Origin of the sequence: Aquiflexum gelatinilyticum, assembly GCF_024741135.1 — a bacterium.
Classification (GTDB): domain Bacteria; phylum Bacteroidota; class Bacteroidia; order Cytophagales; family Cyclobacteriaceae; genus Cognataquiflexum; species Cognataquiflexum gelatinilyticum.
Map to the genome: position 1 here is coordinate 93,106 of NZ_JANSUY010000019.1, position 15,945 is coordinate 109,050.

The following is a 15,945-nucleotide window of genomic DNA, read 5'->3' on the forward strand; positions in this document are numbered from 1 at the left end:
TGCCATATACCAAATCGAAGATATCTTTTGTGTTAATTTTATTATTAACCACATCAATTTCCGGATATCCTCAATCCAAAAAACCGAATATCCTTTTTTTATTTGCAGATGATCAGCGGGCAGATGCCCTTGGCATCAGTGGCAATCCTTATATCCAAACTCCCAACATTGACCAATTGGCAAGGGAAGGAAGTCGATTTACCAACGCCTATGTAATGGGGGGACACCATGGTGCGATCTGCGCTCCAAGCCGGGCGATGCTCTTGAGTGGGAAAAGTCTTTTTCAAGTTTATGACAGACTCAATGGGGTCAATACCATGCCGATGGATTTTTCAAAAGCAGGCTATACAACCTTTGGTACAGGCAAATGGCACAATGAAAAAGAGGCCTTTGAGGCGACTTTTCAGCAAGCTAAAAATGTGTATCTGGGGGGTATGGCAGATCATTATGCCATTGCGCTTAGGGACTTTGATGAAAATGGGAAACTGGGAGATCCTCAAATCAAAGGATTTTCCACGGAGGTTTTTACAGAGGGAGCCATTGAATTCATCCAGAACCATTCAAAAAACGGCGCAGGGAAGCCTTTCTTTTGCTATGTAGCCTTCACAGTCCCCCACGATCCCTATTCGCCCGCTCCAGAATTCATCAACTATTATCCTGATGGAAGCTTGCCACTTCCGGGAAATTATATGGGGCTTCACCCTTTTCAGTTTGATCAATTGAACGTCCGTGATGAAAACCTGACTGGCTGGCCACGAAAGCCTGAAGTGATTCAGATGATCCTTTCTGACTATTATGGATTGATCACCCACTTGGATCAGCAGATCGGGAAAATAATTTCTGTTTTGAAAGATAATGGGCAATATGATAACACAATTATCGTCTATGCTGCTGACAATGGTCTGGCAGTCGGAAGCCATGGCCTGCTTGGAAAGCAGAACCTGTACGAGCACAGTACCAAAGTTCCCCTGATCATCAAAGGACCCGGCGTGCCCGAAGGAAAGGAATTTGATGCGCTTACGTATCTGTTTGATTTGTATCCAACTTTGTCTCAACTGGCAGGATTGCCAAATCCCAAGGAAGTAACAGGCAAAAGTTTGGTTCCGATTCTTCAAGGAAAGGAAACCCAAGTCAGGGGTTCTCTTTTTACAGCTTACAGAAATACGGTTCGGGCCGTTCGGGAAGGAGATTGGAAGTTGATCCGCTACCCTGAACGGGATTTTACGCAATTATTTAATCTAAAAAAAGATCCTTTAGAGTTAAATAATCTAGCTTATGAGGATGATTATATAGAAAAGAAAGAAGCGCTCTTGAAGCTGATGAAACTTTGGCAAAAAGAAACCGGTGACACCGCCGCTTTAACAGCTAAAGTTATCAAACCTCTGGAATACGATCATAAATCAATCTTAAGGCAACCTGATCAATGGCAGCCTGATTATACTTTAAAGCGATATTTTGAAAAAAACCATTAAAATTACTCAAACCGGACTATTCTTATCCCTGCTATTTCTTGGGATTTGGAGTCAAGGATTCTCTCAAGAAAATATCGTTTTTGAAGGAGGAAAAGAAGGTCACAAAATCTACAGGATTCCGGCCATCATCGACCTTCCAAATGGGGATTTTTTAGCTTTTGCCGAAGGCCGGGTCAACGGTTCTGATGATTTTGGAGATGTCAACCTTGTCATGAAAAGGAGTGAAAATGGAGGAATGACCTGGTCAGCCATCCAAATGCTGGTGGATTATGACAAGTTGCAGGCAGGAAATCCCGCGCCTGTGGTAGATTTGCATGATCCTGCTTATCCTGATGGAGTGGTTTACCTTTTTTACAACACCGGAAACAACCATGAATATGATATCCGTATGAACAAGGGGGTAAGGGAGGTGTGGATGATGAAATCTTTGGATTTGGGAAAAAGTTGGCAAGAGCCGGTCAATATCACGCAGCAAGTTCACCGTCCAAACAACCCTGCATTCAATGCCGCATATGAATCAAAAGAAGATTGGAGGCATTATGCGAATACTCCCGGGCATGCTTTTCAGTTTCAAAAAGGGAAATACAAAGGAAGGATTTACGTCGCGGCCAACCATTCTGTCGGGCCGCCGCAGGAGGATTTTATGGAATACCGGGCACATGGATTTTTCTCGGATGACCATGGCAAGACGTTCCAATTGTCTGAGTCCATAGAAATTCCCGGCTCGAATGAGGCTATTTCCGCGGAACTTTCAGGCGACAGGATGATCATGAGCGTCAGAAATCAACGTGGAGATATCAGAAGCAGAATTTTGGCCTATTCTTCCGATGGAGGCAAAACCTGGGATGAAGCCTATTTCGAAGAAGCGCTTCCCGATCCGGTCTGTCAAGGTTCCATCCTTCCGATAGGTGAAATAAATGGAAAAACCATTTTGGCCCATTCCAATGCTGCAGATCCCAAAGACAGGAATAACCTAACGCTCAAGATTAGTTTTAACGAAGGGAAAACTTGGGAAAAATCAATACTAATTGATAGAACCGATGATCCAAATAAACAGGCTTGGACTGCATACAGTGATTTGGTCATGGTGAATGATAAGAATGTAGGAGTGCTATACGAACAGGATAATTACACAAAGATTATCTTCAAAAAGGTCAATTGGAAGGATTGAATTCAAAGTCCTTTCCGGTAAGATTTGGCCTAATTAATAATTGCTATAAATTTTAAAACCCTAAAACATGAATACCCGAATCCAAGAATTGGTAGAAAAACTACAACTCAAGCCGCATCCTGAGGGAGGTTATTATTCCGAAACATACCGATCACGCTTGGATACTGCAGGTGCTGAGCGGTCTTTGGCGACATGCATTTACTTTTTGATGACTTCTGACAATGTCTCCAAATTCCACAGCATCGCGGGGGATGAAATTTGGTTTTACCATGAAGGCAGTCCGCTAACTGTTCATATCCTTTCTGAAAAGGGCTATGAAAAACTCTTGGTAGGCCCACTTGATAATGAAGGCCACCGACCGCAGCAATTGGTTCCTCCCGGAGTGATTTTTGGATCTACGGTAGAACAGCCGGATTCTTATTCCCTTGTTTCCTGCATGGTCGCTCCAGGCTTTGATTTCAGAGATTTTAGGTTGTACAGTGCCGACGAACTCCTAGCCAAATGGCCTGAAGCAAAGGAGATAATTGGAAGGTTGACTTGAAAGTTATGGAATGCTAACCCGCTCCTTTCACATAAATTCTTTTCATAAAATTGAAAATACCCTTTTTTTCAGACAACTTATTATCGCTTTAATTTTTAAGCAGTAAAATAATGAACCAATGAACCCAAAAAACTCCTTCTTCGAATTGAAAGCTTTTTTTGTTGGTATACTGGCAATGGGTTTATATTTACCTATGTCAGGTGCTTTTGCCCAAAGTGCCACTTTCCCCAAAATAGGTGCATGTGCAGGATACAAGGATGGGGAAATTTTAGCCAATGCCGGGTTCTCCTTTATCGAAGAAAATGTGCAGTCTTTTCTTGTTCCGACCAAAGGTGAGGAAGAGTTTGACCAAATTTTGCAAGCCTCCAAATCATCTCCATTGCCCATCCAAGCATTTATCATTTTTCTTCCCGGAAGCTTAAAAAGTGTAGGTCCAAATGCCCTTCATGCAGAAATTCTGAACTATGCGGAGGTTGTTTTTCGCAGGGCACAAAAAGCAGGAGGGAGGTTGGTGGTATTTGGAAGCAGTGGGTCCAGGTCTGTTCCTGACGGGTTTTCGAAAGAAGAAGCTACCGCTCAAATGATAGCACTGGGAAAACTACTCGGACCAATCGCCGCCAAGTATGATATCACCGTGGTGTTGGAATCTCTCAATACCAAAGAATGTAATTTTATCAACAGCCTCAGTGAAGCCGGGGAGATCGTGAAAGCTGTCAACCATCCCAATTACAGGTTGCTCGCGGACATCTACCATATGAAAATGGAGGGCGAAGGACCCGAAAGCATCCTGAATTACGGCCATCTCATCAAACATGTCCATGTGGCGGAGAAAGAAGGCCGGGCCGTTCCCGGAACCCACGGAGAGGATTTGAGCCTTTATTATCAGGCTTTGAAATTGTCAGGTTATGAAGGGTTGATTTCTTTGGAAAGCCGTTGGGAAAACATGGAAAATCAGGCGGCCAAAGCCATTGAAACGATAAAAAAGCAATGGTAAATAATTTAATGTCAAAATTTTGAATGGATTTGTTAGATTAAAAATCCGGTTTTGAATTTTGTCCAAAATTCTATGTATGAAAAAGGAATTCCTTCTATATGGACATTTCTTTTTGACAACTTAGCTAATGAAAATTCTCCTCTTTAAATTACAACTATCCCTGATTCCAAAATTCCAATTAAAATGAAAAAACCCAAAAAGGAAACTTCTGACCAATCAAGGCGGAATTTTATAAAAAATGCAGCCATAGCTTCTTCCATATTCATTGTTCCCCGTCATGTTTTGGGAGGTGTTGGATTTACTGCCCCAAGTGACCAATTGAATCTTGCGGCTATCGGTGCAGGAGGCAAAGGATCAAGCGACATCTTCAATGCCTCTGTTAATGGCAGGGAAAGGGTCGTTGCACTTTGTGATGTGGACTTTTCGGGTTCTGCCAAAAAATCCATTGAGAATTTTCCCAAAGCAAAACTCTATGCGGATTACAGGGAAATGCTCGATAAAGAGAAGGACATCGATGCTGTGACCATTTCCACTCCTGACCATGTGCATGGACCTGCGGCTTCTTTTGCCATGCAAAGAGGGAAACATGTCTATGTCCAAAAACCCATGACACATAATATCAAGGAAGCGAGGATACTGACAGAGATGGCAAGATCCCAAAAAATTGTCACACAAATGGGCAACCAAGGGGGTTCAAATGACCTGCTGAATATGGTCCAAAAGTGGATTGACTCTGATAAGTTGGGGAAGATATCAAAGGTACAAGTCTGGACCAACAGGCCGGTTTGGCCTCAGGGAGGACCTTTTCCTGCCTCTGATCCAAGTTCAAAGCCTAACGCCCTCAATTGGGATCTTTGGCTGGGGCCTGCACCCGAGATTCCATTCACTCCCAACTTACATCCATTCAATTGGAGAGGCTGGTGGGATTATGGAACAGGAGCATTGGGAGATGTGGGTTGCCATTTGATCGATATTCCCTTTAGGACACTTGGACTTCATTATCCTACAGATGCCGAATGCAGTGTAGGCTCGGTTTTCTCCAAAATGTGGACCCCTGATTACAATCCCCAAGGTTGCCCTGCTTCCTCGTTTATCACACTTCATTTTGCTGCTACGCAAAAAAGTAAATCACCTATCGAAATGACCTGGAGTGATGGCGGTATCAGACCTTCGCATCCAGATATTATTCCTGCAGACCACGACATTGGAGGTGCCAACAGTGCCAACGGAGTTTTGATCATCGGCGAAAAAGGTATCATCTCCACCAATATCAACGACAGTTCACCACTCATGCCAAAACTCTACCTCAATGACGGAACCACTGAATTTGGTCCTGAAACTGAACCAAACATTGAGCCCGAATATGGCCACCAACGTAAGTGGGTCGATGCATGTAAAGCTGGATTTGGCAGTGCCGAACATAAAGGTCTGACTTCCTCTTTTGACTATGCAGGACCAATGACCGAAACGGTTTTGATGGGGAACTTAGCTATCAGAAGCTATATGTTGAGAAGGGAAAACAGTAAAGGTCAGATGGAATTTTACGGCAGAAAGAAGTTGCTTTGGGATGGTGAAAATCTTAGGATTACCAATCTCGAAGAAGCAAATCAATTTGTAGGCAGAGAGCATAGAGCTGGTTTTGGGATGTAAATCCCAAAACTTTTCCATTCCTTTTTTCCAATCAACCCAACCCAAAATACCACTATGCTGACCCTTCTGACCATTTTATTTGCTTTGGCATTGATACTGATTGCCATTGTCAAGTATGATATTCATCCGTTTTTAGCGCTTTTTGTAGGAGCAATCCTGTATGGATTATTGTCCGGTATGCCGGTAGAACTGATCCTGAAATCAATCACGGATGGTTTTGGAGGAGTTTTGGGTACCATTGGTTTGCTGATATTATTGGGGGTGATAATGGGTACTTTCTTGGAAAAAACAGGAGGTGCACTCGTCATTGCCGAGAAGATATTATCATGGATAGGTGAAAAGTCCGTGACTATGGCCATGCTGCTGAGTGGATATATCCTTTCCATCCCGGTATTTGGAGACAGTACTTTCATTATGCTGAATCCCATCAGCAAGTCCCTTTCGCTCAAAAGCGGAGTACCCTATGCTGCGACGACCATTGCCGTAGCGTTGGGCGCGACCGCAAGTCATTCTCTTGTGCCGCCGACACCCGGACCTATTGCGACAGCGGGAATTCTGGAGGCTGATTTGGGAATGATTATCTTTTGGGGTTTGATTGTGAGTTTGATTTCATTGGTGCCAAGTTATTTTTTTATCAAAAAAACATGCATGAAAATCCCTTTGGAACCCAAGATTGCAGAGGTGGTTTTGGAAAAAGAAAGTCCTAAAAAACCTTCTGTATTTTCCTCTTTTCTACCCGTTTTGGTTCCCTTGCTTTTGATCATTCTGGCATCTATCGCCAAATATCCGACTCAGCCTTTTGGAGAAAACATGTTCACCACGGTTATTTTATTTGTGGGAAGTCCGGTGATTGCCTTGTTGATCGGTGCATTTTTGTCTTTCACTTTGCCTGCCAAATTCGACAAGAAATTCTTGTCTTCTACAGGTTGGATCGGAGAATCCATGTTAGTGGCAGCCCCTGTCATTCTAATCACCGGTGCAGGAGGAGTTTTTGGCAAAATGCTTCAAAACTCAGGAATCGGTGACATGGTAAGTGCCAATATGAGCAGTGCCAATTGGGGGATTTTCCTTCCTTTTTTGATTGCTTTTGCCCTGAAAACTGCTCAAGGCTCCTCTACTGTGGCGATGATTACCACCGCCTCCATCATTGCACCGCTTTTGGTGAGTTTGGGTTTGGATTCCGAGACGATGCGGGTGTTTGCGGCTTTGTCCATCGGGGCTGGGGCGATTGCGATTTCCCATGCCAATGACAGTTTCTTTTGGGCAGTCACCCAATTGTCAGGTCTCTCGATCAAACAGGGAAATCAAACGCATAGCTTGGGAACGCTCATCATGTCGGTTACGGCGATATCGGTGATTTATCTGATTACGCTATTTGTTTGAAAATAGTAATTGAGTTATTGGGCTCATTCCTCAAAAATTATATTGTTCGTCATGTTAAAGCGACATTCTAATGACAGAAAATCAAATTGAAAATGGCTTTTGGCTATGGGACAAAGAGAATGGGTTTCCACCAGACAGTATTACTTATCCATCACAATTTACCGGACAGACGAAACTAAATATTGCTTGTACCCAGCGTAACGAACTGACACCAACACAACAAAAAAAATTAATTAAAGAATGGGCTGACTTTCTACCAACTTGTAAGAACATCGAATTACTTTGGTTTACTACAACGACACCTCAAACTATTTTTGACAGTGCTTGCTTATTACAAAATCTTGTTGGGCTGAATATAAAAAACAGCAACATCAAATCGTTAGACAATTTATCAAAGCTGAAAAACTTAAAGTATTTAAGAATTGGGGACTCTCCAAAAATAGAAAGTATTGAGCCATTACAAAACTTGACAAGCCTTGAGGTTTTGGTAATTGAAAATTTCAAAAACATATCAGACTTCTCTTTGCTCAAAGTACTGACAAATCTAAAATTCTTGACAATCGAAGGCGGAATGTATAAAAAGCAAAATGTTGACAGCTTCAAATTTTTAGCTGCCTTAAAAAACTTAATTTATTTAAGTACGACAATGATTAACTCGACAAACAAAAGTGTTGACACATTATTTAAACTTAAAAACCTTAAAACACTTAATTGGGCATTTGAAATGACAACCCCTGAAATGGAAAAATTAAAGCAAGAGTTACCTAACCTTAAATACTTGCCACACAGACACGTTGAAAGTAACTTAAACAAAATAAAATCATTATTCGGGTGACAGAAAAAACCAAAGCACAACAGCAGTTCCTCGATTTGGTTTTGTGCAAAACTGAACATTTGTACTTCGATTTCCACTGCTTTACCAAGCTGAGAACCGATTTTGCTCCAAAATATATTATTCATTAAAAACCCATATCCAAACTAAATTCGGTTTGGATTTAATTTTTCTAATTCCTCATTAACGTGCCGTCCATCCACCATCGACGGTCAGCATCGAACCAACCATATACGTTCCGGCGTCACTTGCCAACAATAAGGCCGCTCCTTGGATTTCTTTCAGGTGGCCCCATCTGCCCAAGGCAGTTGCTCCTACCACAAATTTCTTCCCCTCTTCGGTATCTGCAATAGGCAAATTCATTTCTGTGAGAAATGGCCCTGGACAGATGGCATTGACCGTGATATTGAAAGGAGCCAATTCCAGTGCCAAGGCTCGGGTCATTTGCACTACTGCTCCTTTGCTTGAAGCATACGGAGTCCTGTTGGCGAGTCCTACCAAGCCGAGTGTACTCGCCAAATTGATGATGCTTCCCTTATTTGCAATCTTCATATAGGGTACCACCGCCCTGTTGCACAACCATGTCCCGTTGACATTTATATCCATTACTTTTTTGAAATCCTCTTCACCCAGTTCATCAATGGCACCACGGATATTGATCCCGGCGCTGTTGATCAGAATATCGATCCTGCCAAAAGCCTCCATGGCGGCATTGGCCATGGCTTCTGTTTGCTCCTTGGAGGAAACATCTGCCGAAAAGGAGATGGCTTTGATGCTAAATGCTTTTTCCAATTCCGAAGCGGACTCAGCGGCGACAGCACCGTCCCGGCCCACCAACATGACATTGGCACCTGCCGAAGCCAATCCCGCGGCCATTGCCAAACCGAGCCCTTTGGATCCTCCGGTGATGATGGCGGCTTTGCCGCTCAGGTCAAAAAGTTTGATTCCCGGTAATTCACTGACTGAAGTGTTCATGATGTCTGTATCTAAATGATGATGGTTAAAATTTTTACATTCTATTTCCCAAGTCCCAATTTGCTTCTGCTGTACCGAAGACTTGCGAGGACATTGGATTCCTCAAATGCCAGTCGTTTTTCTGGATCGAGTCCCTGGATGGTAGGTAGATTTCCCTTGAAGGATTTCCTGTCAACCATTTGCAAGATTTCTTTCAAGTCCTTGCGTGGTTTGTTTTTGAAAGTTGCAAAATAGGATTCTTCCAAAACAGGGATCTCTAATGGGTCACGTGTAATCATCTCCAAGTTGAAGGTAATATTGGGATTATATTTCCTGCAAAGTTCAATTCCTCTTTTGAGGTCGACTATCCCTTCCCCAAGAGGAACTTCAGACAACAAAAAGCCTTTTTCGTATTTCTGGACTCCCATATCCTTGATATGGGTGGAAAATGAATAAGGTGCCAAAAGCGCTATGACATCTTCCGATTTTTCAAGAAGTGAATAATTGTTTCCAAAATCCAAAGTTACTCCGATCGATTCGCTGTCCAGACCTTTGATGATTTCTACCAATTCAGTTGCACGCCAGTCTTTGTGGTTTTCTACCGCCAACTTCATTTTATGCCTGCTTACAATAGGTTCCGCGAGTTGAAGGGAAAGGATGGATTTGGCTTTGAAATCAAGAAATTCAGTTTCCGTTTTAAAGGTTTCATATCTCCTGCCTCCAAGACAAACTGTTCGCAGGATTGTTGCTCCGGCTTCTTTAGCTGCCAAAACTTCTTTCTCAAATTTGTCAATTTCTTCCTGAGACTTTGGAAGCCCTATGCTTCCTTCCAAGTACATTCCAAGCTTTTCCCTTTGCTCCCTGACTTTTTTGGAAAAATCCGAGGTCCAGTTATTGACTCCAACTTGTACGCCTCCTGCTCCGATCTGACCACAATGTTCGATGAGTTGGAGTGCATTTTCAAAACCGGGATATTTTTCACTTGGCACTTTTGAATTCCACCTTGCCCCATAGGAGTGGACCACGATCCCCATCGAAACCCCTTCAAAATTCATCGAAAAAGAAGGCAATGGGAAAACCACAGCCAATGCTGCCAATCCTGTTTTTTGAATAAAATCCCTTCGATCAGATGAAAAGGAGCGGAAGTGGTTATCTGTAAATTTCATTTTGGTCGAGGGTTTCTAGTTTGGTTGGATGATAGATAGGGAATCGGTGTGCTTGATAAGTTCCGGGGCGGTCCATGGATAAACCCTTCCCTGCGAGGTATGCCGGGTAGAGGAAACAGTTCTGCCGCTGATGGCAGGAGCTTGGTTTCCCCATTCGTTACGGATATAGGTCAAGATTGCGGCAATGGAAGCGTCTTCCATGGTCGAATGGGCGGGCATGACGGGAAGGATTTCCGGGGCGTCGTATTTTTTACCTGATACTTCCAATGGACCTTCCATGCCATGAAGGAGGATGAGTGAAAGCCGGATTTCATCACCGATCACCCATTCCGAAGCCGCCAACGGCGGTCCCATTCTGTTGACTCCGGCACCGTCCGAACCATGACAACCTGCACAGGTTACGAGGTATTTTTGCCTGCCAATCGCAAATTGCTGCATGCCTTTTTCATCCAGAGAATTGGCTGATATTGCTAACAATTTTGGTGTAAAGCCAGGCCACGAAAACATGGATTTTAGCATTTCTAATCTTGCAGGTTCAATTTTAAGATCGGTTCTATGAAATATTGAAGGTTCTTTTTTTAAAGCCAAAGGTCCTTTTGTCCGGATGTTTGCTGCTTGAATGGCCATACCGGTTAGGACGACCTGATGCTTCCAATCCGAATCCTTTGAAGAATCGTCCAATATTGCCAGTAACCTTTCCAGTTCTTTTGGATCCCTTTTCCTGACAATGGCAACAGTCAACATTTCCAAAAATATCTCTTTGGCCGGGTCGGAAGTTTTCCAATTTTCAGATGCCCATAATTTTTGCAAGAAATCAAATTCTCGGTTACCAAGACTACTCATGACCGCATCCCTGACCAAAGCATTTTCCCCAAAGCGGGAAATCACATTCTCCAATATTTCCGAAGCATCTTCCTGATTCAAGGCATAAGCACTCAAAGCCGTTTGCAGGGCAACTTCGATGGGAGCATCTTTTATTTTGGATGATAATGATTGCCCGAGTTTGGTCTGTAAAGTTTTGTCTTGAAGTGCAAAGATTTCCAAAAGCCTGATTGCCGTTTTTTGTAGCAAAATGGATGGGTCATCGATTAGGTCTAAAAGTAAATCAGATGTTATCAAACCCAAACCTTCCAGAGTCCAAAGTCCGTGGAACCTGCCCAGCTCGGATTTTCCGTTTCGTACCAAGTCTTCCAAATCTCCTTTTATGGATGCATCCTCCCGCTCGACCAACAGCCTTTGGGCCATGTCTCTGTGCCAGCCATCAGGATGGGAAAGGCGCTTGATTAGGTCCATGGAGCTTTCTTTGGAAAGTTTGGGATTTGGGGAAGGTTCCCAATCTTCCGGAACAATCCGCCAGATTCTCCCCATATGAACAGGTAAAACCAAACCTCGCTTCAAGGTCTGTTCTCGCAAATAAGGCGTCACATAAGACCCATGTTGCACCATTCCCCTATACATGTCAGCAATATACATGGCGCCATCCGGTCCAATAGTTGAATTGACAGGCCGAAACCGTTCATCCGTCGAGGCCAAAAATTCCTTTCCGGGATTTGGGTCAAAAGCTTCCAAAAGAAGACCTTTTTGGACCACAACATTCCTTTTCACCAGATTTCCGGCATTTTCACAGACAAAGGCGTTTCCGTAATATTCCTTTGGAAACAAAGTACTTCTCAAAACCAGGGGAGAACACGCTGAGGTAAACTCCAAAAGCTTCCCTTCCTCATCCAAAGTGCCTGGGATATAGCCCCTATTCACAGCGGGATTGGGTCTTATCGGGAAAATCTTTCGGTCTATTGTCAATCCATGGTCAATGCCTGTGGAAGGGGAGTGGTTTTTATTTCTGGAAAGGTAATTGGCAGGGACAAGGTCGGCATGCAGCTGTGACCAATTGTAATTGTAAAACAACCTTCCCTGATCGTCATGGCTGATACCCCATTGCCCCCGGGCTTCAGTGCTGTCACGCAACCATTCTCCGCCTTGGTTTCTATAACGCAGTTTGGACTTTACGTTGTAGTACCAGTTGTCGATGTTTCTCATCAGACCATTGTCAGAATGCTCTGGAATACCATTTTGGGAATAGGTAGAATCCAAAAGTACTTTTGAATCCGCTTTGAGGTCACCATCCATGTCTTTTGTGATCCAAAGGGAATTGTTCTCGGCAACCAACGCACCGCCTTTGACCAGGCCCAAAGCCCTTGGCATAATGAGACTGTCAAGGTAGATTGTGCTTTTGTCCATCACCCCGTCGCCATTTTCGTCCTCCAAAACAGAAATTCTACCGAGAGGTTGCTGCTCTTCAGTACCATCGATGTCGGTCATGAATCCCCTCATTTCGACTACCCAAAGCCTGCCATCTTCATCGAATGTCAGGGCTATCGGATCCTGCACCATGGGTTCAGCTGCAACCAAATGGATTTTAAATCCCTTTTCGATTTCGAAAGTCTCGAGTTCTTCTTGGGGAGATTTTGGCGGGGAGGAATCTTCCAGAATAGGAGCCTTCTTTTCTGAGCAATGGCTCAGAATCAACAGTGAAAACAGGATTAAAAATTTCCGGATAATAGGCATGAACGGGTTTATTGCTAATCGGACCAAAATTTGATTTCCAGTGAATTAAATCCCTGAAAATCAAAATACAGCTCAAACCCAAATTGCAATTTATTCCCCTGATACACAAGTAACTTTTACAGAGGCGGACAAAATTCTGATCGGCTTAAAAATTATTGCCTGAATAGGTCCAAATTTCTTTCAAAAACAAACTTAAATTTCCTTACAAGCAGTAATTTCCTTTCTTCCAATTTTTGGTATTTCCAACCAATCTGTGATTTTGAAATCACTTGAGTGGCAAAAAGGACAAGAATGTACCATTCCCAATGCATCTACATAAAAGCTAAATTTCCCTCCCGACATACAGCCAACGCGTCTCTGGTGGTATCCATGATACATGACAGGAGGAAAGTGGTTGTTTTTCGGATCGTGATTGAATTCCACAAATAACTCTTCCAAAATGGTGATTTGATCAGGTTGAAGCATCACTTCTTTGTCTCTGAAATGGCCTTCAGCCCTTGGTTCAAGCCATTGAATGAAGTCAGCCCCAAGGCTTTCACATAAGGTGGTGTGGTTCATCAAAAATTCCCTATTGGCATTTTCCCTTGTGACACATACAGAAATGGCGAGAGAAAGTCCTGCCTTTACAGTTGCTTCTGCAGCTCTGACCGCGTGTCCAAAAGCATCTTTGTGCCCTCTGAATTTATTGTTTATTTCAGGATCATGGTGGTCAAGACTGATTACAATTCCTGTAGCTCCTGCTTTTTTCAACTGGATTGCTTTTTGGTCAGTCAGGTTAAAACCTGAAGTTAAAACCCACCACTCAGTACTTTTTTCTCCGGATTTGATTAGTTCTAACATATCCTCAAAACGTACCAGGGGTTCGCCGCCACTAAGTGAGATATGGCCCAGACCATTATTTTGAAGTTTTTTGACAATTTCCTGAAGTTGGGAAAGGGAAAAGGTTTCACGTAAATTAAGGTTATCCCATTCGAAGCAATGTTCACAACGCATCGGACATTTGGTAGTGATGGCAAAATTGACCTGTTGATAGGCATTGATGGGCAATGAGTGCGGGACGTAGCGGTTTAACTCTGTCAGGATCAGCCTGTCAAAATTTCTGGAAGGAAATGGAGGAACGTATAGGCCAAACCAGTATTGGTTGTTTTTCACACTGAATTTTCTTCTCCCGTTTTTTCCAAATGCTTTTCTTTTGAATTCCTGTAATCCACCCAGGGCAATCTTGGTTTTTTTTAATGAAGCATAAGCACGGAGAGCCAATATAGCAATATGGAAATTGACCCAAATACGAATGAATATTCTTGTAAAATACCCGGGAGCATTTCTCTTGATCGATAGATTCAAGCCAGAATAGGATTCTTCACCTGTGTTTGTAAGGTTGGGATTGATGGTCCCTGTAGATTTGATGACAGTTTCTTCCATAGCATCCCTTTATTTCGCTACCAAATAGGCAGATTGCGTTACTTCCTGGTATTTGTATTTACTAAAATCAGGAAATGCCCCAGGTTCCCTGAATTTGGTAAGGAATTTTTTATTCGTAGGCCCTTCGAATTCACGGATAGGCTCATAGTAACCTTTTGTATAAAAGAAAGCTGAATATTCCTTTTCCTTTGAAAAATCATTCACCTGATAGGTAAGATAAGCCCTGTTTCCAATTTGGAGCTGCTCAAGGTAGATCCCATCCTTTTCAATAATTGGACTTAAAATATCTCTGTCTTTTTCATCTCTCGCCTTGTAGGGTTTGAGAACTTGGATTGCACTTTCTGCTACAGGGCTCACTTCAGTCAGAGAAATCCTGTCTATTTCCCAAAACATAAATCCTGTTATAAGAGAGATTTCTATTGGCTCGCTTCCTAGATCGAAACCTTCAAGAGAAATGGCTACTTCACGGTTCATAAGTGGGCCTATAGTTTTTACTTTTTCTACCAATTTCCATCCGTCCTTTGTCTTGACTGCAACAGTGAGTGGCATATTTTGATTTTCCTGCCAATCAATGAAATCCTGTGCAGGTCGCTTTTTTTGTTCTTCCACCCAGCTTACATACCGGCTACCGAAGTTGCTTGTGAATTCAGCCATCAAAAAATCCAACCACATCGAATTCCTCATATCGACCTGCAGAACAAGTTTTTTCTTTTCTCCAGGATTGTCAAAATTCAGTACAAGTTCATTGACTGAAGAAGCATGCGAAAGGTCATTAAAGGAACAGGGGATATTATCTGTAGCTGAAACCTGATCAAGCATATCGCTTCTGCCATTGAGAGTCGCTGAGATTGGTTTTATATTTTGTTTGGCTAAATACAATTGACCATCAGGACTGACTAAAATCTGGTCACCGGAATTATGTTCTACCAAAATCAGGTCAGCCATGTCAGTATATTGCCTTTCTTTCAGCTCATTGCTGATTTGGACTTTTATTTCCCTGCCAATGGCTGCCGCGGGTAAGGGTACAAAATCCTCCCTAGCCAAAGAAGGATAGATGGCACCACCAAAAGTTTCACCTTGTAAAGCATAATTTTCGCCATCATGGACGCTTACAAAAGGACAAGAACTTTTCGTCAAGGCTACTATGGCAGAAATGACAGCAAGCGTGCCTACAGTAATTCCGACTACAGCCAAAACGGTGTTTCCACTGCTCCTTTGCTTATCCCTTTCGATCAATTCAATTCTATTGATATTTTGAACCGGAATTACCACTTGGTCCCCAAGGCGCTTTTTCTCGTCAAGATTTGCATAAACATGGACTTCATGAAGAACATTGGGCGATTTGGGATCATATTTGAATTTTCCTGTATCATCCATGAGATAAGTTTGATGGATCATTGGAACTTCCTCTAAAGTCGCCTCGAGTTTTTGTTTTTCCTTATTGATATAGGTATTTCTCATCAAAAACACCCTATTCTCAATATGCAGAATAAATGTCTTTTGGCTGAGGGAATCTATCTGATCTACTTTTGTTTCAGGCGAAGCTGACAAGTTTTTGGTGACAGGCTTGTAGTAATTGCAACCATAAAACAAGAAGATTGCAAAAACAAAAACCAGGCTTGACATTCGGGAAATTAGTTTCTCATTCATGACAATTTGATTTGGGTTTAAAATTGTATTTGACAAATGATAAAAAATAACTAAATGCGTTTTATTCTAAATTTAACCAAAATAGATAAGAGTAAAAAGAATTATTTTTGGTAAAAAATGCAAATACAGCTAATTATGATAATTA

At 42.5% G+C, this 15,945-nt stretch carries 12 protein-coding genes; 7 read left to right on the plus strand and 5 right to left on the minus strand.

The features are described 5' to 3' along the window. Window positions 1-29: 29 nt before the first annotated feature. The 7 genes from NU887_RS17375 (at window position 30) to NU887_RS17405 (ending at window position 8,046) form a co-directional block, all read left to right on the plus strand. A complete protein-coding gene (locus NU887_RS17375) occupies window positions 30-1,472 on the plus strand; it encodes a sulfatase family protein (RefSeq protein ID WP_258424653.1) in 1,443 nt (480 codons plus the stop codon). Further along, on the plus strand, window positions 1,456-2,643 hold the full coding sequence (locus tag NU887_RS17380; protein ID WP_258424654.1) for a sialidase family protein: 1,188 nt from the start codon (window positions 1,456-1,458) through the stop codon (window positions 2,641-2,643). The genes NU887_RS17375 and NU887_RS17380 overlap by 17 nt, the downstream gene beginning before the upstream one ends. Before the next feature lie 67 nt (window positions 2,644-2,710). Continuing rightward, the gene (locus NU887_RS17385; protein WP_258424655.1) at window positions 2,711-3,184 is read left to right on the plus strand and encodes a cupin domain-containing protein; all 474 of its coding nucleotides are present in this window, start codon (window positions 2,711-2,713) and stop codon (window positions 3,182-3,184) included. 118 nt (window positions 3,185-3,302) lie between these two features. Further along, window positions 3,303-4,178 carry a sugar phosphate isomerase/epimerase family protein gene (locus NU887_RS17390; RefSeq protein WP_258424656.1) on the plus strand — a complete coding sequence of 292 codons (876 nt, stop codon included), beginning with the start codon at window positions 3,303-3,305 and terminating at the stop codon, window positions 4,176-4,178. A 183-nt stretch (window positions 4,179-4,361) separates the two neighbouring features. Beyond that, window positions 4,362-5,828, plus strand: coding sequence for a Gfo/Idh/MocA family protein (locus NU887_RS17395; RefSeq protein ID WP_258424657.1), 1,467 nt, complete (start codon window positions 4,362-4,364; stop codon window positions 5,826-5,828). Window positions 5,829-5,882: 54 nt separating this feature from the next. Continuing rightward, window positions 5,883-7,211 carry a GntP family permease gene (locus NU887_RS17400; protein WP_258424658.1) on the plus strand — a complete coding sequence of 443 codons (1,329 nt, stop codon included), beginning with the start codon at window positions 5,883-5,885 and terminating at the stop codon, window positions 7,209-7,211. Window positions 7,212-7,281: 70 nt separating this feature from the next. After that, complete coding sequence (locus NU887_RS17405) at window positions 7,282-8,046, plus strand: protein phosphatase 1 regulatory subunit 42 (protein WP_258424659.1); 765 nt, start codon at window positions 7,282-7,284, stop codon at window positions 8,044-8,046. A gap of 180 nt (window positions 8,047-8,226) precedes the next feature. Here NU887_RS17405 and NU887_RS17410 read toward each other — a convergent pair whose 3' ends face one another. From NU887_RS17410 to NU887_RS17430, 5 genes are all read right to left on the minus strand, one after another. After that, window positions 8,227-9,018: an SDR family NAD(P)-dependent oxidoreductase gene (locus tag NU887_RS17410; protein WP_258424660.1), complete on the minus strand. Its 792-nt coding sequence runs from the start codon at window positions 9,016-9,018 to the stop codon at window positions 8,227-8,229. Window positions 9,019-9,059: 41 nt separating this feature from the next. Next, window positions 9,060-10,163: a sugar phosphate isomerase/epimerase family protein gene (locus NU887_RS17415; protein ID WP_258424661.1), complete on the minus strand. Its 1,104-nt coding sequence runs from the start codon at window positions 10,161-10,163 to the stop codon at window positions 9,060-9,062. A gap of 15 nt (window positions 10,164-10,178) precedes the next feature. Then, a complete protein-coding gene (locus tag NU887_RS17420) occupies window positions 10,179-12,728 on the minus strand; it encodes a DUF7133 domain-containing protein (protein WP_258424662.1) in 2,550 nt (849 codons plus the stop codon). 192 nt (window positions 12,729-12,920) lie between these two features. Further along, window positions 12,921-14,150, minus strand: a complete 1,230-nt coding sequence (locus NU887_RS17425; protein WP_258424663.1) for a radical SAM protein — start codon at window positions 14,148-14,150, stop codon at window positions 12,921-12,923. A gap of 9 nt (window positions 14,151-14,159) precedes the next feature. Next, window positions 14,160-15,800, minus strand: coding sequence for a hypothetical protein (locus NU887_RS17430; RefSeq protein ID WP_258424664.1), 1,641 nt, complete (start codon window positions 15,798-15,800; stop codon window positions 14,160-14,162). Window positions 15,801-15,945: the final 145 nt, after the last annotated feature.